This window comes from Kitasatospora sp. NPDC058406, from assembly GCF_042722765.1.
Lineage (GTDB): Bacteria > Actinomycetota > Actinomycetes > Streptomycetales > Streptomycetaceae > Kitasatospora.
This window is the reverse complement of record NZ_JBHXKE010000072.1, coordinates 16,680-37,288: the sequence shown is the minus strand read 5'-3', so window position 1 is coordinate 37,288 and position 20,609 is coordinate 16,680. Positions and strand designations below refer to the sequence as shown.

The 20,609-nt window shown below is 74.7% G+C and carries 17 protein-coding genes and 1 tRNA gene; 9 read left to right on the top strand and 9 right to left on the bottom strand.

Features of this window, described 5'->3' with window-relative positions:
- Positions 1-56: 56 nt before the first annotated feature.
- Both ACFWOG_RS16560 and ACFWOG_RS16555 read right to left on the bottom strand, forming a co-directional pair.
- Positions 57-275, bottom strand: a complete 219-nt coding sequence (locus ACFWOG_RS16560; protein WP_329878954.1) for a zinc ribbon domain-containing protein — start codon at positions 273-275, stop codon at positions 57-59.
- Between the two features lie 118 nt (positions 276-393).
- Positions 394-1,713, bottom strand: coding sequence for a hypothetical protein (locus ACFWOG_RS16555; RefSeq protein WP_380358973.1), 1,320 nt, complete (start codon positions 1,711-1,713; stop codon positions 394-396).
- A 214-nt stretch (positions 1,714-1,927) separates the two neighbouring features.
- On the opposite strand from ACFWOG_RS16555, the gene ACFWOG_RS16550 reads away from it, so the two are divergent.
- Positions 1,928-1,999, top strand: a tRNA-Val gene (locus tag ACFWOG_RS16550).
- A gap of 370 nt (positions 2,000-2,369) precedes the next feature.
- Here ACFWOG_RS16550 and ACFWOG_RS16545 read toward each other — a convergent pair.
- From ACFWOG_RS16545 to ACFWOG_RS16515, 7 genes are all read right to left on the bottom strand, one after another.
- On the bottom strand, positions 2,370-3,395 hold the full coding sequence (locus ACFWOG_RS16545) for a methyltransferase (RefSeq protein WP_329878952.1): 1,026 nt from the start codon (positions 3,393-3,395) through the stop codon (positions 2,370-2,372).
- A gap of 76 nt (positions 3,396-3,471) precedes the next feature.
- Positions 3,472-4,911, bottom strand: coding sequence for an FAD-binding oxidoreductase (locus ACFWOG_RS16540; RefSeq protein WP_380358971.1), 1,440 nt, complete (start codon positions 4,909-4,911; stop codon positions 3,472-3,474).
- 118 nt (positions 4,912-5,029) lie between these two features.
- Complete coding sequence (locus tag ACFWOG_RS16535) at positions 5,030-6,361, bottom strand: sulfate adenylyltransferase subunit 1 (RefSeq protein WP_380358969.1); 1,332 nt, start codon at positions 6,359-6,361, stop codon at positions 5,030-5,032.
- A gap of 2 nt (positions 6,362-6,363) precedes the next feature.
- Positions 6,364-7,251, bottom strand: a complete 888-nt coding sequence (gene cysD, locus ACFWOG_RS16530) for a sulfate adenylyltransferase subunit CysD (protein WP_329878949.1) — start codon at positions 7,249-7,251, stop codon at positions 6,364-6,366.
- Positions 7,248-7,811 (bottom strand): adenylyl-sulfate kinase, encoded by a 564-nt coding sequence (gene cysC, locus ACFWOG_RS16525; protein ID WP_329878948.1) that lies wholly within the window; start codon positions 7,809-7,811, stop codon positions 7,248-7,250. Before cysC ends, cysD begins: the two co-directional genes overlap by 4 nt.
- Positions 7,808-9,637, bottom strand: a complete 1,830-nt coding sequence (locus ACFWOG_RS16520; protein WP_380358965.1) for an FAD-dependent oxidoreductase — start codon at positions 9,635-9,637, stop codon at positions 7,808-7,810. Before ACFWOG_RS16520 ends, cysC begins: the two co-directional genes overlap by 4 nt.
- A gap of 77 nt (positions 9,638-9,714) precedes the next feature.
- Positions 9,715-11,355, bottom strand: coding sequence for a carbamoyltransferase C-terminal domain-containing protein (locus ACFWOG_RS16515; RefSeq protein ID WP_329878946.1), 1,641 nt, complete (start codon positions 11,353-11,355; stop codon positions 9,715-9,717).
- Positions 11,356-12,009: 654 nt separating this feature from the next.
- Between ACFWOG_RS16515 and ACFWOG_RS16510 the strand changes: the two genes are divergently transcribed.
- The 8 genes from ACFWOG_RS16510 to ACFWOG_RS16475 all read left to right on the top strand — a co-directional run bounded on the left by ACFWOG_RS16510 (position 12,010) and on the right by ACFWOG_RS16475 (position 20,468).
- Entirely contained in the window at positions 12,010-13,353 is a 1,344-nt protein-coding gene (locus ACFWOG_RS16510; protein WP_380358963.1) for an alkaline phosphatase family protein, read from the top strand.
- A gap of 165 nt (positions 13,354-13,518) precedes the next feature.
- The gene (locus tag ACFWOG_RS16505; protein ID WP_329878944.1) at positions 13,519-13,824 is read left to right on the top strand and encodes a hypothetical protein; all 306 of its coding nucleotides are present in this window, start codon (positions 13,519-13,521) and stop codon (positions 13,822-13,824) included.
- On the top strand, positions 13,821-15,251 hold the full coding sequence (locus ACFWOG_RS16500; RefSeq protein WP_380358960.1) for a hypothetical protein: 1,431 nt from the start codon (positions 13,821-13,823) through the stop codon (positions 15,249-15,251). Before ACFWOG_RS16505 ends, ACFWOG_RS16500 begins: the two co-directional genes overlap by 4 nt.
- A complete protein-coding gene (locus ACFWOG_RS16495; protein WP_380358957.1) occupies positions 15,248-16,507 on the top strand; it encodes a cytochrome P450 in 1,260 nt (419 codons plus the stop codon). The genes ACFWOG_RS16500 and ACFWOG_RS16495 overlap by 4 nt, the downstream gene beginning before the upstream one ends.
- 76 nt (positions 16,508-16,583) lie before the next feature.
- Positions 16,584-18,101, top strand: coding sequence for an aldehyde dehydrogenase family protein (locus tag ACFWOG_RS16490; RefSeq protein ID WP_355405805.1), 1,518 nt, complete (start codon positions 16,584-16,586; stop codon positions 18,099-18,101).
- A gap of 33 nt (positions 18,102-18,134) precedes the next feature.
- A complete protein-coding gene (locus ACFWOG_RS16485) occupies positions 18,135-18,974 on the top strand; it encodes an LLM class flavin-dependent oxidoreductase (RefSeq protein ID WP_329878940.1) in 840 nt (279 codons plus the stop codon).
- Positions 18,975-19,086: 112 nt separating this feature from the next.
- Positions 19,087-19,851, top strand: a complete 765-nt coding sequence (locus tag ACFWOG_RS16480) for a phytanoyl-CoA dioxygenase family protein (protein WP_329878939.1) — start codon at positions 19,087-19,089, stop codon at positions 19,849-19,851.
- Positions 19,848-20,468 carry a hypothetical protein gene (locus ACFWOG_RS16475; RefSeq protein WP_380358953.1) on the top strand — a complete coding sequence of 207 codons (621 nt, stop codon included), beginning with the start codon at positions 19,848-19,850 and terminating at the stop codon, positions 20,466-20,468. The genes ACFWOG_RS16480 and ACFWOG_RS16475 overlap by 4 nt, the downstream gene beginning before the upstream one ends.
- The last annotated feature ends 141 nt before the right edge of the window (positions 20,469-20,609 follow it).

Here is a 20,609-nt window from a genome sequence, read left to right as displayed (position 1 = left end):
GACCCCTACGACCGTAGGGGCCACCGGGGCGCCGGGCGCGCCAGAAGCGGTGTTCCTCAGCCGCAGCATCCGCCGCCGCAGCAGCCGCCCCCGCCGGAGGCCTGCTGCGGCGCGCCACCGGACGACCCCGCGCCGGTCACGGCGACGGCCGACAGCAGCTTGACGGTGTCCTCGTGGCCCTGCGGGCAGACCGCGGGGTCGTTGGCCTGGGCCATCGTGCGGCGGAGTTCGAACGTGGCCCCGCAGGAGCGGCAGCGGAAGTCGTAGCGTGGCATACCCCGCAGCGTAGCCGGGGTCCGCGTCCGGGCGCCCGTGTCCGCGCATTCCGGCCTTCGGCTCCCGGCTTCCGGCGCTCGGCCCGGAGCTCCAGACTTCCGGCCTTCCCCCCGGCTACTACCGCTGTCCGCCCAGGTCGCCGCGGATCAGCTCCACCACGTTCGCCGCCTTCTCCCGCACCGCGGCCAGCTCGGTCAGGAACCGCCAGTAGTCCGGATGCCGCCCGGCCTCCTCCAACTCGACCGCCGCCCGGTCCAGCCGCGCCACCGCGGCATCCAGCGGAGCCGCGTGCCGCGGGTCAGGCGCCTGGCGCCCGGCCATCGCGAGCCGCTGCGCGTCCCGCAGCGCGAACCGGGTGCGCTCGATCTCCCGGCTCGGGTCGTGCTGCACCTCGTTCAGCTGCCGCAGCCGCTCGTTCACCGCGACCACCGAGCCGTCCGCCGTCTCCAGCAGGGCCCGCACCGTGCCGAGCGCGGCCGTCGCGTCCGGCCACCGCTGCTCGTCGCGCGCCCGTGCGGCCTCGGCCAGCTTCCCCTCGGCCGCCCGCCGGGCCTCCACCACCTGGTCCGGCACCCGCTGGAGGTCCTGCCAGCACGCGATGGTGAACCGCCGGCGCAACTCGCTCAGCGCAGGCTCCACCGTCTCCGCCTTGGTCTCCAGCGCCTGGATCCTGGTCCGCAGACTGGCCACCCGGCGGTCGATCTCCCGAGCCCGCTCCGGCAGCTGCTCCGCGTCCGCCGCGATCGACTCCGCGCGCTCCTTCACCCGCTCCGCGCGCTGCAGGGTCGCCTCCACGCCGTGCCGGCCCGCGCCCTCGTTCAGCCGCCCCAGCTCCGGTGCCAGCTCGGCCAGCCGCGCCGCCAGGTCGTCCGCCCGCAGCCCCGCGCCGCGCACCGCCTCCAGCGCGTTGCTCGCCGCCAGCAGCGCGTGCTTGGCCTGCTCCACCGCCGGCGCCACCCGCATCAACTGCGACTCGGCCCGGTCCAGCGACGGCTGCAGCTTCCGCAGGAAGTCGTTCAGCTCCGCCAGCGCCGAGCCGAGCTGCCCCTTCACGTCGTTCAACTGGTTCCTGGCCCGCGCCGCCGCGCCGGACTCCAGCTCCTCCGCGTCCAGGTCGTGCGCGTCCAGAGCCGCCAGGTAGTTGACGGTCACCTGGTCCACCCGGCCGGAGATCGCCTCGAAGTCCGACACCGCCCGCCGGGCCGTCGCACTGTCCCCGACCGCGCGCACCGTCTCCACCGCCAGCCGCACCTCGCGCTGGGCCGAGTCCACCTCGTAGAACGCCTGCTGCGCCGCGTCCCGGGCCGCCCGGGCGTCCGACCGCGCCCCGTCACCGCCGCGCCGCCCCCACCAGCCCCCGCCGGTCCCGAACGCCGCCGCCCCGGCCGCCCCCAGCACGCCCGCGACCACCAGCGGCAGCACCAGAGCCTCGGCCATCACACCCCCCGGCCACCGCCGCCCCCGCCCGCCTCCGCCGGCCACCCTCACTGTGCGCTCCCTGCTCCGACAGCTGATCCACCGCCCATTGTTCCCGATCACCCCACCCGACCGGCACCCCACCCGTCCCACCCACCGAGCACCTGCACCACACCACCCCGCGGACCAGGTACTCTGGGCACTCGTCGTGCGCCCTCCACAGGCCCACGACCAGGGGCGCGTAGCTCAGTGGTAGAGCGCTGCTCTTACAAAGCAGATGTCGGCGGTTCGAAACCGTCCGCGCCCACAGCGGAGAAGGGCCAGTTCGGAGGAGTGAATCCTCACGAACTGGCCCTTGATCGTTTCCTCGCTCCCAGAGATCCCCCAGTGTCTCCGCGTGTTCGAAAGCCGCTCGCGCCCATCAGTGCAGATGCCCCGGACCGCGAGCGGTTCGGGGCATCTGGCATCTCGGACCGACATCGGTGACGAACCCGTACTGCGCCCCGTCCGGTCGAATCACCGGGGCACTCCCGGCCGGGTCGTGCAGTGGCGACGCGCGTTCGCAACCGGCCGCTTCTGAGTCCGGGACAGCCGGTGACGTTGAAGGCCGTGAAGTTCGGTGAGAGCTGCCCGTAGCGGTGTTCACCCGCGTGCGGGTGGGGGTGGGGTTCCGGGGGTCAGGGGAGGCGGGTTTCGAGGATGCGGAGGGTGTCGGTGATGCGGATGGTGCGGGTGACGAGGAGGCCGGCGCGGGTGGCGAGGGTGCGGTAGTCGGACTCGGGGCGGTCCTGGCCGCCGACCAGGACGGTGAGGAGGAGGCCGCGGAAGAGGGCCTCCTGGTCGGACTCCTCGTCGACCATGCCCTCGATGACGAGGAGGGTGGAGTCGGGGCGCATGGCCTCGCGGATGCGTTCCAGGATGCGGACGATGGTGTCGTCGTCCCAGTCGTGCAGGGCGCGCTTGATGGTGTAGACGTCCGCGCCGGGCGGGACGGAGTCGAAGAAGTCGCCGGCCACCACCTCGTAGCGGCCGTCGACGCCGGAGGCGGCGAGGAGGTCCTCGGCGAGGGGGACGGTCTCGGGGCGTTCGAGGATGGTGCCGCGGAGGGCGGGGTTCTCGGTGAGGATCGCGGCGAGGAGGCTGCCGAGGCCGCCGGCGACGTCGACGACGTGGTGGGCGGCGGTGAAGTCGTAGGCGCGCGCGGCGGCGGTGCTCTCGGCGACGGAGACGGCGCTCATGGCGGCGTTGAAGCGCTGCTTGGCGTCCGGGTCGGTCTTGGTGAGCTCCCAGAAGGAGACGCCGCCGTTGGCGACCTCGAAGGAGGACTCGCCGGTGCGCACCGAGTGCAGCAGGTCGCCCCAGGCGGCCCAGTGCCAGTTGGCGGCCATGAAGCGGGCGTCGGTGGACTCGGGGTTGCCGGGTTCGCTCACCAGGACGGCGGAGAGCGGGGACTGGGCGTACGTCCGGCCGTCCGGGAGGCGGTGGAACACCCCGTAGGTGGTGAGGGCGCGCAGCAGGCGGCCCAGGGTGGGGGCGTGGGTGCCGGTGAGTTCGGCGAGTTCGGTGACGGTGCGCTCGCCCGAGACCAGCAGGTCGGGTATGCCGAGTTCGGCGGCGACGTGGATGGCGCGGGCCCGCCACGCCCCTTGGAGCAGGGCGACCATGTCCTGGTGGGCGTCGAAGGTCTCGGGCTGCTGGGGCATCTGGGTCTCCGTGGGTCGCGAGGACGGGGGAGGTGCGAGGGGGCCGGCCCGCCGCTCGGGCCGGCCCCCTGCGGTGCTAGGCGGTGTGCGCCGGCGGGATGTTGTGGTTGTAGCGGAACGCGTTGGCCGGGTCCCAGGCCGTCTTGAGGGCGACCAGCCGCTCGTAGGCGTCGGCGGTGTAGGCCTCGCGGACGTACGCGGGGTCGGTGTGGGCGATGCCGGCCATGAAGTTGAGCATGCGGGTGCCGCTGTACCAGGGCGCGAAGGTCGCCACGACCTTGGCCTGGGCGGCGAGGACCTCGTCGTCGGCGCCGGTGCCGAGCACGCCGGCCGCGTACACCTGGAACGGTGCGGGTACGTGGGCGACGGCGTTGGGCGTCTTCGGCGGGCGGGCCAGGGCGCCGCCGAGCTGGCGCAGTTCCAGGCCGACCACGCTGTGGGTGCCCGGCCCGACGAGGGACAGCACGGCCTCCACGACGTCCTCGTCGAAGGTGCGGAGCTGGAACGTGTTGATGTGGTAGGAGCCGGGCGTGGGCGGGTCGTTGTGGATGGTGCCGACCTCGGTGTACGGCATGTCGGTGACCGTGTCGAGCAGGGTGGGGGCGACCTCGCGCAGCGGCCGGATCAGCCGCTCGCCCTCCTCCGGCGTGCCCAGGTAGCAGAGCCGCAGGTGCAGGGCGAAGCGCCCGCGCAGTTCGGCGGGCACGCCGTCGACGTCCGGCCAGTCGAGCATGAAGAAGGAGGAGCTCATCTCGTCGGGCATCTCGGCCGCCCACGTGCGGTAGCGGTGCAGGGCCGCGCGGGTGGACTCGGCCGGGAACCAGAGGCCGCCGCCGTACACCCGGGTCAGTTCGACCAGGCCGACCTCGATCGCGGTCACCGCACCGAAGTTGCCCTTGCCGCCGCGCAGCGCCCAGTACAGGTCGGGGTTCTCGTCCTCGGTGGCCACCCGGGGCTCGCCGTCGGCGGTGACGACCTCGATCCGGTGGACGTGGTCGGCGGCGAAGCCGTGCTGCCGGGAGAGGACGCCGACGCCGCCGCCGAGCGTGTAGGAGACGGCGCCCACGAACGGGGCCGAACCGTTGAGCGGGGCGAGGCCGTGTTCGGCGGCGGCCGGGATGACGTCCTCCCACAGGACCCCGGCCTCCAGCCGTGCCGTGCGCTGCTCCGGGTCGATCCGCACGCCCGTCATCCGGCCGGTGGCGAGGTAGAGGGCGTCGCCGTCGGCGGGCACCGAGGCTCCGTGGCCGGTGTTCTGGACCGCGACGCCGAGCCCGAGCCCGGCGGCGAAGCGGACGGCGGTGGCGACGTCGTCGGCGTTCTCCGGGACGACGACGAGGGCGGGCCGGTGCACGACCGAGCGGTCGAAGCCCGCGGTGTGCTCGGCGTAGCCGGGTTCCCCGGGCAGGAAGACGTCGCCGGCGAGGCGCAGGGAGAGGGCCGCGGTCTCCTCGGGGGTGACGGTCGTGCCGCCGCTGGAGGGGGTGCCGTCGGTGGCGGTGTTCTTCTCGTTCACTTGGTGCCTTCTTCTCCATCGTTCCGTGGTCCGCGGCCGGCTGTCTGGTGCGGGCCGCGCGGGTGGTTCGGTCCGGGTGGTTCCGCGGGTCGGGTGCGGTGTCGAACGGGCATGCGTGTCAACGGGATTGGCCGTTCGCTTCGTGCGATTCGCCGGCGGTGCCGGGTGCCTGGCCCACCATTCCGGCCGTGAGCGTACTGCCGTCCGCCGGGTCGATGAGCAGGAACGAGCCGTTCCGGCGCGAGCGCGCGTACGGGTCCAGGGGGAGCGGTTCGGCGGTGCGCAGCGTGACCCGGCCGAGGTCGTTGACGGAGAGGCTGCCGTGTGCCGGGGAGGGGCGCAGGCCGTCCGGGTCGAGCCGGACGGGGATGGCGGTGACCAGTGCGGGGACGGTCCGGGTGGCGTGTTTGACGAGGACCCGGGCACCCTCGCGCAGGGGCCGGTCGTGCAGGTGGCAGACGGTGGCCTCGACGGTGCGGGTCGGGCGCGGCGCGGCGTCGACGGGGGCGATGAGGTCGCCGCGCGCCACGTCGAGGTCGTCGGCGAGCCGGAGGCTGACGGACTGCGGGGCGCGGGCGGAGTCCACCGGGGTGCCGAGCGCGTCGATGGCGGTGACGGTGCTGGTCAGGCCGGCCGGCAGTACGGTGACGCGGTCGCCGACGCGCAGGGTGCCGGCGGTGATCCGGCCCGCGTAGCCGCGCTGTCCGGTGGCGCCGGGGCGGATGACGTACTGCACGGGGAAGCGGGCCGGCGTGTCGTCCGGTTCGCCGGCGGCGGGCACCGTCTCCAGGTGGTCGAGCAGGGTCGGCCCGCCGTACCAGTCCATCCGGGTGGAGGCGGTGACGACGTTGTCGCCGTCGCGGGCCGAGATGGGGATCGCGGTGACCTCGGGCACGCCCAACGACTTTGCCAGGGCGGTGAAGTCGTCGACCACGGCGGTGAACGGGGCGGCGCGGAAGTCGACCAGGTCCAGCTTGTTCACGGCGAGCAGCAGGTGCGGCACCCGTAAGAGGGCGGCGACGGCGGTGTGCCGCCGGGTCTGTTCGACGACGCCGTGCCGGACGTCGGTCAGGATCACCATGAGCTCGGCGGTCGAGGCGCCGGTCACCATGTTGCGAGTGTACTGGACGTGTCCGGGGGTGTCGGCGAGCACGAACCGCCTTCTGGGCGTGGCGAAGTAGCGGTAGGCGACGTCGATGGTGATGCCCTGTTCGCGTTCGGCGCGCAGCCCGTCGGTGAGCAGGGCGAGGTCCGGGACGGACAGGCCGCGGGCGCGTGAGGCGTGCTCGACGGCGGCCAGCTGGTCGGACAGGACGGACCGGGAGTCGTGCAGCAGTCGCCCGGCGAGGGTGGACTTGCCGTCGTCGACGGAGCCGGCGGTGGCGAAGCGCAGCAGCGAGGTCGCGGTGGTGGTGAGGGCCTCGGCGGGTTGCCCGGTGGCGGCGGTCATGGCTAGAAGTACCCCTCGCGCTTGCGGTCCTCCATGGCGGTGTCGGAGAGCCGGTCGTCGGCGCGGGTGGCGCCGCGTTCGGTCAGCCGGGACGCGGCGATCTCCGTGATGACCGCGCGCACCGTCATCGCGCTCGACTCGACGGCGCCGGTGCAGGCCATGTCGCCGACGGTGCGGTAGCGGACCGTCCGCTTCTCGGCGTGCTCGTCGGCGCGGGGGCCGCCCCAGTCGCCGGCGGTGAGCCACATGCCGTCGCGGCGGAAGACCTCCCGGTCGTGGGCGAAGTAGATGCCGGGCAGCTCGATGTGCTCGCGTTCGACGTACTGCCAGACGTCGAGCTCGGTCCAGTTGGAGAGCGGGAAGACCCGGAAGTGCTCGCCGGGCCCGTGCCGGCCGTTGTACAGCTGCCACAGTTCGGGGCGCTGGCGGCGAGGGTCCCAGCCGCCGAACTCGTCCCTCAGGCTGAACACCCGTTCCTTGGCCCGGGCCTTCTCCTCGTCGCGGCGCGCACCGCCGAACACGGCGTCGAAGCGGTGGAGTTCGACGGCCCGGCGCAGGCAGTGGGTCTGCAGCGGGTTGCGGCTGCCGTCCGGGCGCTCGGTCAGTTCGCCCCGGTCGATGGACTCCTGGACGAGGGCGACGTGCAGCCGCAGCCCGTACGCGGCGACGACGCGGTCCCGGTAGGCGAGTACCTCCGGGAAGTTGTGGCCGGTGTCGACGTGCAGCAGCGGGAAGGGCAGCGGCGCGGGGGCGAAGGCCTTCCGGGCCAGGTGCAGCATCACCACGGAGTCCTTGCCGCCGGAGAACAGCAGCACCGGGCGCTCGGCCTCGCCGACCGCCTCGCGGATGATGTGCACGGCCTCCGACTCGATCTCGGTCAGGTGGTTCACAGCAGCCCCCGTCCGGCGAGCAGGCCGAGCAGGGCGGTGACCGACTCCTCGACGCTCTGCCGGTCGGTGGGCAGGACGAGGTCGGGCCGGGCGGGTGGCTCGTACGGGTCGTCGACGCCGGTGAGCCCGGTGAGGTCGCCGGCCGCCTGCCGCGCGTACAGGCCCTTGACGTCGCGCCGCGCGCACTCCTCGACCGGGGTGGCGACGTGCACCTCCAGGTAGGTGGTCGCGGAGTGCTCGTGGCGCTTCCGGACGGCCTCCCGGGCGTCCGCGTACGGCGCGATCACCGGGGCGAGGACGAGGACCCCGTTGCGGGCCAGCACCTCGGCGACCAGGCCGATCCGCTGGACGTTGGCGAAGCGGTCCTCCCGGCTGAAGCCGAGGTCGGCGGTGAGCAGGGTGCGGCTGCGGTCGCCGTCCAGGATCTCGACCCGGCGGAAGCCGGGTTCGAGACGGCGGGCGGTCTCGGCCGCGATGGTCGACTTGCCGGAACTCGGCAGCCCGGTGAGCCAGACGGTGGCACCGGGCCAGCAGGTGCAGTACGGGCGGTGGGGGGTCATCGGCCACTCCGTAGCCTGGGTCGGTGGGTTTCGGCCCGGTCCGCGGGCAGGGCCAGCAGGGCGCGGACGGCCGCGGTCAGCCGGCGGCGGCGCTGCTCCGCGGACGGCGCGGTGTGGGTGGCGGAGCGCCAGGCGACGAAGCCGTCGGGGCGGACCAGCACGGCGCCGCCGCGGCCGGTGCCGCAGGACCGGGTGAAGGACAGGGCCGGGGGCAGGGACTCGCCGGCCGGCAGGACGTGCGCGCGCAGTGGGACGCCGAGGTCGCGGGCGACCTCGGCGGCGGTGGTGCGCCACCGTTCGTCGGCGGTGAGCAGGGTGAGCACGGGGCCGGTCCGGGTGGTGGGTGCGCAGAGGTCGAGGGTGGAGGCGGTGACGGTGCGGTCGCCGCGCCGCAGCCGGACGGGGACGTGCGGCAGGCGGGTGCCGGGGGCGCCGGTCAGGGCGAACGCGGCGGGGAAGGCGTCGGCGGCCGGGTCGGCGGGTCGGTCGCGGTCGGCGGGCCGGGCGGGCGACCCGGCCGGGTCCGGGAGATCCGGGAGATCCGGGAGGTCGGCGAGGCCCGCGAGGTCGGCCGGGTCGGACAGGCCGTCGGGGACGGCGGCCGAGCGGTAGCGGTAGCCCATGATGATGGTGCGCGGGTCGGCGGGGAGCGTCCCGCCGAGGCGGTCGGAGGGGACGCCGTCGAGCAGCAGGGTCTGCCGGGCGGTGGCGATGCCGACCGGGCGCCGTTCGGCGTCGTAGCTGTCGAGCAGGGCGGGGCCGGCCCAGCCGCGCAGGACGGCGGCGAGCTTCCAGGCGAGGTTGTGCGCGTCCTGGATGCCCATGTTGGATCCGTAGCCGCCGGCCGGCGGGTGCAGGTGGGCGGCGTCCCCGACCAGCAGGACGGGGCCCTGCCGGTACCGGTCGGCCATCCGGTGCCGGGCCTGCCAGTGGAAGGTGGCGGCCAGGTCGATCCGGATGCCGGGCACGCCGATCGCGGCCCGCAGCAGTTCCAGGCACCGTTCGGGCGCGGGCGCGGGCGCGGCCTGCGGAGCGTCCGGGAGGTTCGGGGCGCCGGTGCCGGGGCCGAGGGCGGTGGCCTCCACGGCCGCCGCCCAGCCGTGCGCGTCGTTGAGCTGCATCAGCGCGCCGGAGAAACCGGGGTTGTCGATCATGCTCATGAAGAAGCGGCGGTGCCCGATCAGCCCGGCCAGATCGGCCCGGAACAGGATGCTGGTGCGGCGGGCCACCGTACCGAGGCCGGTCCGGACGACGCCGACGTGCTCGGGGATCCAGCCGTGCGCGCCGTCGGCGGCGACCAGGTAGCGGGCGGAGAGCCGTTCGAGGCCGCCGTCCGGGCGCCGGACCCGGGCGAGCACGCCGTCCTCCCCGACGTCCAGCCCGACCAGCTCGTGGCCGAACCGGACGTCCGCCCCGGCCCGGACGGCGCCCTCGCGGAGCAGCGGCTCCATGCGGTCCTGACCGCACCAGAACGGCGGGCACGGTCCTGGGACGGCGAGCTCCTCCTCGCCGGTCTCCAGGACCTCGGCGTCGTCCAGCCGGGCGAGCGAGGGGATGCCGATCACCGTGCGGGGGAGCACCCGGTCCGGCTCGGTGCGGGCCCGCGGATCGTCGCCGGGCACCACCTCGAAGCCGACCGCCGCGACCGCCGGCTCCAGGCCGGCCTCGCGCAGCAGCTCCATGGTGCGGCGGGTGACATGGGTGGCGCGGGGCAGCGGCGAGGTGGCGGCCCGGCGTTCCAGCAGCCGGACCGCGACGCCGGCGCGGGCCAGGAACAGCGCCGTCGCCAGGCCCGTCGGTCCTCCTCCGACGACCAGTACGGTCATGGGCGCAGCTTCTCCTTGTCCGCCGACTCCGCCGACTCCGCCGTCCGCGCGGCTCCCGTCGTGCCGGCCGTCCCCGCTCAGGACTTGCTGACCAGGTGGCCACCGACGACGAGGTGGTCGAGGTTCATCGAGACGAAGGCGGCGACCGCCTCCTCCGGGGTCTCGACGATGGGCTCCCCGGCCGTGTTGAACGAGGTGTTGAGCAGCACCGGGCAGCCGGTCAGCCGCTCGAACTCGCCCAACAGCGCGTAGACGGTGGGGTTCTGGTGCTCGAACAGCGTCTGGTGCCGGGCCGTGCCGTCGACGTGCGCGGCGGCCGGGATGACGTCCGGCCTGGTCACCCGGGTGACGATCAGCATGTACGGCGAGGGCTGGCCGAGGTCGAAGAACTCGTCGCTGCGCTCGGCGCGGACGATCGGCGCGTACGGACGGAACCACTCGCGGAACTTGACCTGCTCGTTGAGGTGGTCCCGCACCGACGCCGGGTAGGGCGCCGCGAGGATGCTGCGGTGCCCGAGCGCCCGCGGCCCGAACTCGCTGCGGCCGTCCCACCAGCCGACGATCCGCCCGTCGGCCAGCAGCGCGGCCACCTCCCCGGGCAGGTCGTCGGGCCGCCGGGACGGCAGTCCGGAGGCGGCGACGGCCGCGTCCACCCGCGCCTGCGGGTATTCGGGCCCGAGGTAGGCGTCGGTGAGCGCGGGCAGCTCGTCCATCGGTACGCCCGCCAGCCGGTGCAGTCCGTAGTAGGCGCAGCCGAGGCTGATGCCGTTGTCGCCGGCGGCGGGCACCACGAAGATCCGCTCGAAGCCGGTCTCCCGGAGGATCCGGCCGTTGGCGACGCTGTTCAGGCCGACCCCGCCGGCCACGCAGAGGTCGGTCAGCCCGGTGCGCGCGTGCAGGGCGGCGGCGCAGTGCACCAGGGCGCGCTCCAGCACCTCCTGGGCGGCCCGGGCGATCGCCGCGCGGACGTCGAAGTCGGCGTCCCGGGCGAGGCGTTCGAGGACGTGCGAGACCTTGCTCGCGGAGATGCTGACCCCGCCGCCGGGCAGCAGGGCGACCAGCTCGGCGAGCTCGTCGACGAACCGCTCGTCCCCGTACGGGGCGAGGCCCATGGTCTTGCCGTCCTCGCTGACCGGGAAGCGGGTCTTCGGCCCGGTGTACGCGAGCCCGATCGCGATGCTGGCGCTGCGGTAGAAGTGGCCGAGCGAGTTGTCGGTCTCGCCGGGCTGGTAGTAGGCGCTCTCGGAGGCGGCGTCCACGACGTGCGCGCCGCTGACCCGGTCGAGCAGGCGGATGCCGTTCCGGTCCGCGGTGTACGAGCTGACGGTCTCCGCCTCGCGGCCGCCGGGCCCGGTCCGGTCGCCGGCCACCAGGCTGCCGGAGTTGTCGCAGACGAGCACGGCGGCGCGGTCCAGCCCGGAGGCCGCGAACGCGCTGTAGGCGTGCGCCAGATGGTGGTTGATCACCTGAACGCGGTTGCGGAACGAGTGGTAGAACGGGCGCGGCACCAGCTCGCAGGCGACGACGTGCTCCACCTCCGCCGCGCCGGTGCCGAGCTGTGCCAGGACGGCCTGCCGGCTGGCGCCCGCCAACAGGTCGGTGCCCAGGCCGTACTTGCTGCGCACCAGCCGTTCCTCGTCGACGGCGACGAGGCGGCTGCCGTCGGTCGCGCACGACGACCAGTCGTGCCCGGAGCCACCGAGGCCCAACACGGTCATAGGAGGTCCTTTCCAACGCGAGGGCACCGGTCGACGCGTACGGGGCTCCCCGCCGCGGGCCGGAGCGGCCGGGCGGGCGGAGGAAGAGGCGCACACCGGAGGGGGCTTGGGGGAACGCACACCGCAGAAGGGCTGGAGGAACGCGCGCCGGAGGAGGACGGCCGGAAGCCGTCCTGGTGTCGGCGGAGCACAGGCACCCGGGAATCGGGGCGACATCGGCACTCTAGTCAGGCGGCGTCACAGACTGTCAAGAACGGGTGCCGGTCCGTGCCCCGAGTTGGCTCAAATCGCCTTTCGCGCCCGTACGTCCCCGGTGCGTCCAGTGGACACAAGGGATCTTCGGGTACGGAGCGGGAGCGGCGCGGACACGAACCCCAAGCGGAACGGCGTCGATCGTTCCGGACGCCGCCTTACCACCCGGCGGCCCCGTCGGCGGGCGCCTTTTCGGCCAACGTCAATCCGAGCGGGACACGACAAGCAGCGGAGCCGTTACCGTGATGCGGTGGCTGTCGGCCGCCGGCCGCCGTCCGTGTCTCCTTCGGGTGGCCCGCCTGTCCGTGGTGCCCCGACGCCCGTGACGCCCCGAGCTCGAACCCCGCCGGTGCCCCCATCCGGCAACCCGATCCCCTGTACGGCTGGACGAGGGAGTACTGGGTGACTGAGCAGCAACGCACCATCGTCATCATCACCGAGGGCGCCGCCCCCGCCCTGCTCGACCGCTGGTGTGCCCAGGGCCTCCTGCCGGGATTCGCCCGGCTCCGCTCCGAAGGGGCGAGCGGTCCGCTCGCGGCGGAGGGCACGCCCTACGAACCGCCCGGCCTGGTGAGCGTGCTCACCGGCCAACGCGCCGCCGACCACGGCTACTTCTCCTACTGGACCTGCCACGACCCGGAGTACTCGCCCCAGGTGCTCGGCTCCGGTGACCGCCGGCACCCGCTGCTCTGGCAGCACGAGGGCTTCGCCGGCCTGCGCTTCGCCTCGATCGGGCTGTTCGGGACCCACCCGATCGAGCCGATGGACGGGTCGCTGATCAGCTACCCCATGCAGGCGACCCTGCACGCCTGCCACCCGCGCGACCTCCAGCGCCGGCTCGCCAAGGAGGGCATCCGGCCGGTGCACGACGTCTCCATCTTCTGGACCGGCCAGCCGCGCGAGCAGCTGCTGCCCCGACTGCTGGAGGCCGATCGCCAGCGGGGGAGGGCCGCCCTCGCACTGCTGCCGGAGCACGACGTGGTGATCGTCAACCTCACCAGTATCGACCGGACTTCGCACATCTACTGGCAGGAACTGGAGCACGGTCCCGACCGTGAGCAGGAGAGCGCGGTGTTCGCCGCGTACCGCACCTGCGACCAGGTCGTCCAGGACGCCCTGGCGGCGGCCGGGGACCGGGTCGACGTGCTGGCCTTCTCCGAGATCGGCTTCGGCCCGCTGCGCACCTACTGCTCCGTCAACGACGACCTGGAACGCGCCGGTCTGCTCGCCAGGACTCCGGACGGCCGGATCGACTGGGCGAACACCACCGCGTTCGAGGCCGTCCAGGGCACCCACGGCATCAACGTCAACGTGCGGGACCGCTACAAGGCCGGCCGGATCGCGGAGCACGAGTACGAGCGGGTCCGCGCCGAGGTGCGCACGGCGCTCCTGGAGACCGTCAACCCCCGCACCGGACGGGAGTTCCTCGCCGAGGTGCTCACCCGTGAGGAGGTCTACCCCGGCGCGGCGACGGCCGGCGCGCCCGACCTCCTCATGGAGCCCGCCGACTGGCGCTACCTGCCGATGGGCGATCCGCAGTGGGCCGCGCACGTCCACCGGACGTGGCAGAGCGGCTGGCACCGGCGGGAGTCCTACTGGGCCGGCCTCGGCCCCGGTTTCGCGTCCCGGTACACCGACGACGCGGTGGCCGCCCCGATCGACGTGCCGGCCACCCTGGCCCGGCTGCACGGGCGACCGGTCCCCGAGGGGTGGCGCGGCCGCCCGCTCGGCCCGGCCGTCCCCTGAGACCAGGCTCCGTCCGACCCCCGAGTGCGGGCTCCGCCCGACCCCGAGTGCGGGCTCCGCCCGGCTCGTGCCCGACGCCCACGTTCCGCCCCGATCTGCAGCGGAGGTCCACTGTTCATGTCCGACATACGCGTACCTGAACGCGGGCGCCCGAGGCGCCGGACGGTGTCCGGGCCACCCGGGGGAACGGACCGTGCCGCCCTCGCCCCGAAGGCCTCGTTCACCCCGTGGGACCCGCCCTCACCGGACGTGCCCCACTGGACGGGCGCCGCCGACCGCACCCCGGTCGAGCTGCTGCGCGCCGCCCTCGCCGAGGGCCTGCTCGGAGGGCCGTGGCACGACGGCTTCCCCGCGTACACCTGGCACCGGGACGGCGACGACGTCCACGAGTTCCGGCTGACCGGCCGGCTGACCGGTCAGTACACCGGGTACCCCCTGCACCCCAGCGAATGGCCGGAGGGCCTCGGATGAGCACGCTCCCCGACGTCACGCTCGCCTGGAAGTGGCACGAGCCGTCGACCGTTCCCGCCGACGAGTTCACCGCGACCTGGGCCGACCTGGAGATGACGGTCGGTTCGGAGACGCCGCTGACCACCGTCGAGGACCGGGCCGCTGGCACCGTCCGCCCCCACACCACCGGCTCGCTCTACCCGCTCGCCGAGTGGATCGCCTTCAACTGGTGGTCGCTGCTGGCGGACGCCCGGCCCGGCACCCAGATCTCCCAGCTGCGCTTCTGCTACCGCAACGGCGTCGGCGACCAGCGCGGCGCCTGGTGGGTCCGCTCGCGGCGGCACGTCCTGCGTGCGGCCGGCGGCGGCTTCCACTGGCCGGACGTGCTGTTCGTGCCCGAGGGCCGGCAGACCCGGATCGTCTGGATCCCCGACGGAGGTCCGACGCCCCGGCCCGGTCCGCGCCACGTGGCGCGCGGCAACCTCGTGGTCGGCTCCGAGGCTCTCGCCGAGACGTTCCGCGGCTTCGTCGACGCCGTCGTCGCCCGGCTCGCCGACTGGGGCATCACCGGCACCCCGCTGCAGCGCGAGTGGGCCGCGCTCGCCGACACCGACGAGGCCGAGGCGGCGTTCTGCCGGGCCGCGGCGCGGCTCGGCCTGGATCCCTACACCGAGGCCGGACCGTACGCGGCGGAGATCGTCCGGGTCGTCCGGGAGCTGCCCGATCTGCTGTCCTTCGACTTCCTCAACGGGGTCGCCCCGGGCCGGATCGCGGACCAGCTCCGGTGGGTCGGGCGGGCCCGGGAGGTCGCCGGCCAGGGCGGCCAGGCCGACCCGGCCGTCACCGAGCTGCGCGAGCTGTGCGCGGACGTCCGGACGGCCTTCCACGCCCCGGGCCGGCTCGACAACGCCTGGCACCTGGGCTACGAACTGGCCCGCCGGGTCCGCGCCTGGGCCGGGGTGGCACCCACCGAGCGGTTCGAGACGGACACCCTGCTCACCCACCACACCGAGCCGGTCCCCTACGTCGACCGCGGCCTGGTCGCCTACGGGACGCGCACCGGCGCCGGGGGCCCCGCCCTGGTGTCCAGCCGGTCCTACACCGAGCGGCCGCGGCGCTTCCTGGAGGCCCGCGCCCTCTGCCACTTCCTGTTCGAGAACGGACCGGAGTTCCTGATCGCCGCCGCGCACACCCACCGCCAGCACGTGGCCCGCGGCTTCGCCCTCGAACTGCTGGCCCCCGCCCGGGGCGTGGCCGAGCGTCTCGGCGATCCGAGCGGGCTGGTCACCGCCGAGGACGTCGAGCAGATCGCCGAGGACTACGGGGCCGGCACCATCGTGGTGGAGCACCAGCTGGACAACCAGGTGCTGGCCCAGGACTTCCCGTGGGAGCCGACCGCACCGACCGTGTTCCGGGCCCCGCGCTACCCGCGGGAGGCGGCCCGGTGAGCGCCGACGACACACTCGGCACCGGCACTGGCACCGGCACCGGCACCGGCACCGACACTGGCACCGGCACCTTCCCGTACCCGGCCGGGCCCGGCGGCACCGTGCCGCCCCGGTACGCACGGCTGCTCGCCGAGGACCCGGTCTCCCGGGTGCGGCTCGCCGACGGCGCCGAGATCTGGCTGGTCACCCGGGACGCCGACGTGCGGACCGTACTGGCCGACCCGGCGTTCAGCCGGTACCGGGCCGCCGTGCTGCCCGGCAGCGGCTTCGGCCGCGGCCAGGGCACCGGCATCGTCGACCTCGACGCACCCCGGCACACCGGGCTGCGCGCGCCGGTGGTGGCCGGTTTCGCCCCCGAGCGGGTGGCCCGCTGGCGCCCGCGCATCGAGGCCGTCGCCGACGAGTTGCTGGCCGGTCTCGCCGGCGCGCCCGGGCCGGTCGACCTGGTCGCCGCGTACACGGCGCCGTACGCCGGCCGGATCATCTGCGAGCTGCTCGGCTTCGACGGCGACCGGTGGTCCGCGATCACCGGCGACATCGAGACCCTGCTGCTGTCCGGCGGGTCGGACGGCCCCGGCACCGCGGCCGTCCGTGACCGCCTCCAGGGGGCCTTCGCCGGTCTGCTCGCCGAACGCCGCGCGCGGCCCGCCGACGACGTCGCGACCGTCCTGCTCGGGCTGGACGAACCGGCCTCGGGCGGGCAGCACCTCACCGACGGGGACCGCACCACCCTGCTGCACGGCCTGGTGATCTCCGGCTTCATCGGCGTCCGGGACCTGCTGGCCCGGCACCTCTACGCGGTGCTGGCCGAGCCCGACCGCCGGGAGCGGCTGGCGGCCAAGCCCGACCTGGTCCCCGGCGCGGTCGCCGAACTGCTGCGCTACTACCCGTCGAGCAACGACGGGCTGCTGCGGGTGGCCACCCGGGACGTCGAACTCTCTGGAGTCCGTGTCCCGGCCGGGGCCGCGGTGCTGCCGCTGATCTCGGCGGCCTGCCGCGACCCCCGGATCGTCGACCGGCCCGACACCCTGGAGCTCGACCGCACCCCGGTGCCCGTCGCCGCCTTCGGCGCGGGCCCGCACCGCTGCCCTGCACTGGACCTCGCGGTGGTCCAACTGACCGTCGGGCTGGGCCGGTTGGTCGCCACCTATCCGCAGGTCGCGCTCGCCGTGGCCGCCGAGGACGTGCGGCACACCTCCGACCTGCTGCCGCTCGGCGTCGCGGCGCTGCCGGTCCGGCTGGGCGCCGCGGCCTGACCGCGTCGCCCGCCCGCCGGGCGCCGCGGACCCGGGCGGTCCGCCGGACCCGCCCCAGTCGCAGAGAGGAGGACGGATGGGAGAGCACTTCCCCCGGTACGTCGACGGCCGGCCCGCCCCGGCCCGGGACGGGGCGACCTTCCGGTCGTTCGAACCGGCCACCCGGCGGCACCTGGCCGACGTGCCGCGCTGCGGACCCGAGGACGTGACCGAGGCCGTGGCCGCGGCCCGCCGGGCCTTCGACCACGGGCCCTGGCCGCGTACCGCGCCGGAGGAACGGGCCGCCGTGCTGCGGCGGTTCGCCGACCGGCTCACCGCCGAGACCGCCCGGTTCGCCGAACTGGAGGTCCGCGACAACGGCACCACCCTGCGCAAGGCGCTCGGCGCCGACGTGCCCGGCGCGGTCGCGGCGTTCCGCTGGAGCGCCTGGTGGGCGGAGCAACTGCCCGAACGGCTGCACCGCGGACCGGCGGTGCCGGGAGGCCCTGCCGCGCGTCACCTGCGCTGGCACCCGCTCGGGGTGGTCGCGGTCGTCGTGCCGTGGAACCTGCCGCTGCTGCTCGCCGCCTGGCGGATCGCCCCGGCGATCGCGGCGGGCAACACCTGCGTCGTCAAACCGGCGTCCTTCACCTCGCTGACCACCCTCGGGCTGGTCCGGCTGCTGCACGAGTGCGGGCTGCCGCCCGGGGTGGTCAACGTGGTCACCGGGCCCGGAGGCACCACCGGGGAGAGCCTGGTCCGCGCGCCCGGCGTCGACCTGCTGTCCTTCACCGGCTCGGACGCGGTCGGCGAGAGTGTCCGGCGCGGGGCCGGTGCGGCCGTCCGGCTGGACCTCGGCGGCAAGTCGCCGAACGTGGTGCTCGCGGACGCCGACCTCGACCGGGCGGCCGACGGGGTCGTCTGGGGCGCCTTCCTGCACAACGGCCAGGTATGCATGGCCGGTTCGCGCGCCGTGGTGCACGCGGCCGTGCACGACGAGTTCGTCGAGCGGGTCCGGGAGAAGGCGCTCGCCCTGCGGCTCGGCGATCCGCTGGACGTGGCGACCGACCTCGGTCCGCTGGTCTCGCGCAACCAGGTCCGCACCGCCCTGCGGTTCACCGAACTCGGGGTCGCCGAGGGCGCCCGACTGCTGTGCGGGGGCAGGGTGCCCGGCCCCGGCGAGCCGGCCGAGGGGCTGGACCCGCAGGCATACTTCCCGCCCACCGTGCTGACCGGCGTCGAACCGGGCGCCACCGTGGCCCAGGAGGAGGTCTTCGGTCCCGTGCTCTCGGTGATCCGGGCGGCCGACGACGCCGACGCGGTGCGGATCGCCAACGGGTCGCGGTACGGGCTGAGCGCCGGGGTCTGGTCGGGCGACCGGGACCGGGCCCGTGCGGTCGCCGAGTCGCTGCACGCCGAACAGGTCTGGATCAACGACTACCGGCTGGTCGACCTCGACCTGCCGTCCGGGCCCGAGGTGACCGGTGACCTCGTCTGGGAGCGGCTGACCAACGAACTCGACGGCTACCGCCGCCGGCAGAGCATCACCGACGGCACCGGCCCGGCGGACCCGTCCGGGCCCGCACCCACCCCGTACCACCTCCTGGGGCTCTGAGCGCCCCGCCCTCCGGCCTCCCGTGGAGCCCCGATGAAGATCGGCATCGCGTTCCCCAACACCATCCCCGGCGCCTCCGGCCGGCTCCAGACGGAGTGGGCCGTCCGGGCCGAGGAGCGCGGTTTCTCGACCGTCTCCGCGACCCACCGGCTCCGCTACCCCGGGCACGAGCCGCTGCCGGTGCTCGCCGCGGCGGCGGCCGTCACCTCGCGGATCGGGCTGTCCACCAACATCCTGGTCGCCCCGCTGACCACGGCCGAGGTGCTCGCCAAGGAGGCGGCGACGGTCGCCTCGCTCGCGGAGGGGCGGCTCGTCCTCGGCCTCGGGCCGGGAGTGCGGGCCGACGACTTCGAGGCGGCGGACCGGGACTTCGGCCGCCGCGCGCAGGTCTTCGACGGGCAGCTCGCCGAACTCGCCCGGCTGCGCGGCAAGGAGGGCGCCGGGATCCTGCCCGGGCCGGTGCCGCCCGTCCTGGTGGGCGGGCTGAGCGCGAACGCCGTCCGGCGGGCGGCCCGTTGGGCGGACGGCTGGACGGCGCCCGGGCTGGAACCGGAGCTCGTCGCCCCGACCGTCCGGCAGGTGGAGGAGGAATGGGCGGCGGTGGGCCGGGAGGGGCGGCCGAGGCTGGTGGCGCTGTCCCGGTACTGGCTCGGCGCGGACGTCGCCGAGGAGGCGGCCGGATTCGTCCGGGACTACTTCGGGGTGCTCGGGGACGAGGCGGAGTCCTTCGTCGAGAAGACCCCGCGCTCGCCCGGCCGGATCCGCGAGCAGATCGCCGAACTGGCCGCCGCCGGATTCGACGAGATCGTCTTCCACCCCACGGCGGCCCGCCTTTCCCAGGTCGACCGGCTGGCCGACGCCGTCCTTTCCTGAAAGAGCGCTCCCGAAAGACGGCTCCCGAAATACGGCTCCTGAAAGACCGCAGACGCGCCCGTACGAAAGTGTTCCGAAGTGTTCCGATGTGTTCCGAGGTGAAATCGAGACCATGAACGCGACCCTGACGGGAAATAGGACCGAGGCCGTGGAGGATCTTCGGGAATTCGGCTACTGCCTCCTGGAGTCCCCGCTTCCGTCCGCCGAGTTCGAACGACTCCGGGACCGCCTGCTGGAGGTCGCGGAGGAGGAGCGCAAGGACGGCACCGCCTTTCTGTACGACGGCGGCAACCAGCGTGTCTTCAGCCTCCTCAACAAGGGCGAGGAGTTCGAGCGCAGCGTCTGCGACCCGCTGGTGCTGGAACTCATGGAGGAGGTCCTGGGCTTCAACTTCCTGCTGTCCAGCACGCACGCCAACATCGCCGGCCCCGGCGGGGTCGCGATGAACGTGCACGCGGACCAGACCTTCGCGCGACCGCCCTGGCCGCCGTACGCCCTGGTCGCCAACAGCATGTGGATGCTGGACGACTTCACGGAGTCCAACGGCGCGACCCGTCTCGTCCCCGGCACCCACCGGCTCGGCCGGCAGCCGGACTACGCGCGCGGCGAGGGCGACGTCGAGACGGTGCCGGTCTGCGCGCCGGCCGGCAGCGTGATGATCTTCGACGGCCGGCTCTGGCACCAGACCGGGGCCAACACGACCGACCGGCCCCGGCACGGCATCCTCAACTACTACTGCCGGGGCTACGTCCGGCAGCAGCAGAACTTCTTCTCCGGGCTCAGGCCGGAGGTCGCCGAGCGCAGCACACCCGCCATGCGGCGGTTGCTCGGTTTCGAGAACTACTTCTCGCTCGGCCTCGCGGACGGTCTGGAGTGAGCGCCGGACCGGGCGGCGCCGCGCCCGACCCGGGCCGGTTCCTCCAGGCCCCGGCGGCGCGGCCGGTGCTGCGGCTGGTGCTGGCGGACCCGGCGGGTGCGGCCGGCGGGGTGCTGCCGACCGCGATGGGGCCGGAGCTGGCGGTGGAGCCGCTCGCCGGACCGCTCGACGGCGCGGAGCCCTGGTCGGTCGGCGCCGGTCGGTGGCCGCTGCTGCCCTGGGCGCTGCTCGCGGTGGCGGGTGCGGGGCCGGGCGGCGCGACCGTGCTGGCGGACGCCGTCCGGGCGGTTCGGGCCGCCGGGGCCGCGGGCCGGCCGCCGGCCGGACTGCTGCTCTGCCCGTCGCCGGACGCCGCGGCGCCGCCGCTGGAGGCCGGTGCCGAGGCCGACGGTCCGTTGCCCTGCCCGGTGGTGGTGCTCGCCCGCGACGGTGACGGCAGCGGCCCCGCCGGTACCGGTACCGGGGGGGCCGCGGACGGTGCGGTGGCGGCCTGGCGCCGTCTCGCGCCGGAGGCCTTCACCGTCCGGCTGCTGGGTCCGGCGGGCTGGTCCGACCCGGCCGCCGCCGCCGAGACGGCCCGGACGGTCAAGGAGGAACTGCACATCTGGCCCGCCTGACCGGTGGCGGCCCGGTCCCCGCAGGGCGGGCCGGGCCGCTCCGGGGCGCGGTGCGCGCCCGTCGGCGGTGCGCGGAGGCCCGGCCGGAGGGATCCGGCCGGGCCCTTCCGGTGGCGCGTGGTGTGTGGCGCGTGGCGTGTG

What these genes read in the sequence shown, in the direction of transcription:
- ACFWOG_RS16545 (WP_329878952.1), bottom strand. Translation starts at nt 3,395, where the DNA reads ATGCCCCAGCAGCCCGAGACCTTCGACGCCCACCAGGACATGGTCGCC.
- ACFWOG_RS16490 (WP_355405805.1), top strand. Translation starts at nt 16,584, where the DNA reads ATGGGAGAGCACTTCCCCCGGTACGTCGACGGCCGGCCCGCCCCGGCC.
- ACFWOG_RS16515 (WP_329878946.1), bottom strand. Translation starts at nt 11,355, where the DNA reads ATGACCGTGTTGGGCCTCGGTGGCTCCGGGCACGACTGGTCGTCGTGC.
- ACFWOG_RS16520 (WP_380358965.1), bottom strand. Translation starts at nt 9,637, where the DNA reads ATGACCGTACTGGTCGTCGGAGGAGGACCGACGGGCCTGGCGACGGCG.
- ACFWOG_RS16480 (WP_329878939.1), top strand. Translation starts at nt 19,087, where the DNA reads ATGAACGCGACCCTGACGGGAAATAGGACCGAGGCCGTGGAGGATCTT.
- ACFWOG_RS16485 (WP_329878940.1), top strand. Translation starts at nt 18,135, where the DNA reads ATGAAGATCGGCATCGCGTTCCCCAACACCATCCCCGGCGCCTCCGGC.
- ACFWOG_RS16560 (WP_329878954.1), bottom strand. Translation starts at nt 275, where the DNA reads ATGCCACGCTACGACTTCCGCTGCCGCTCCTGCGGGGCCACGTTCGAA.
- ACFWOG_RS16535 (WP_380358969.1), bottom strand. Translation starts at nt 6,361, where the DNA reads ATGACCGCCGCCACCGGGCAACCCGCCGAGGCCCTCACCACCACCGCG.
- ACFWOG_RS16500 (WP_380358960.1), top strand. Translation starts at nt 13,821, where the DNA reads ATGAGCACGCTCCCCGACGTCACGCTCGCCTGGAAGTGGCACGAGCCG.
- ACFWOG_RS16555 (WP_380358973.1), bottom strand. Translation starts at nt 1,713, where the DNA reads ATGGCCGAGGCTCTGGTGCTGCCGCTGGTGGTCGCGGGCGTGCTGGGG.
- cysC (WP_329878948.1), bottom strand. Translation starts at nt 7,811, where the DNA reads ATGACCCCCCACCGCCCGTACTGCACCTGCTGGCCCGGTGCCACCGTC.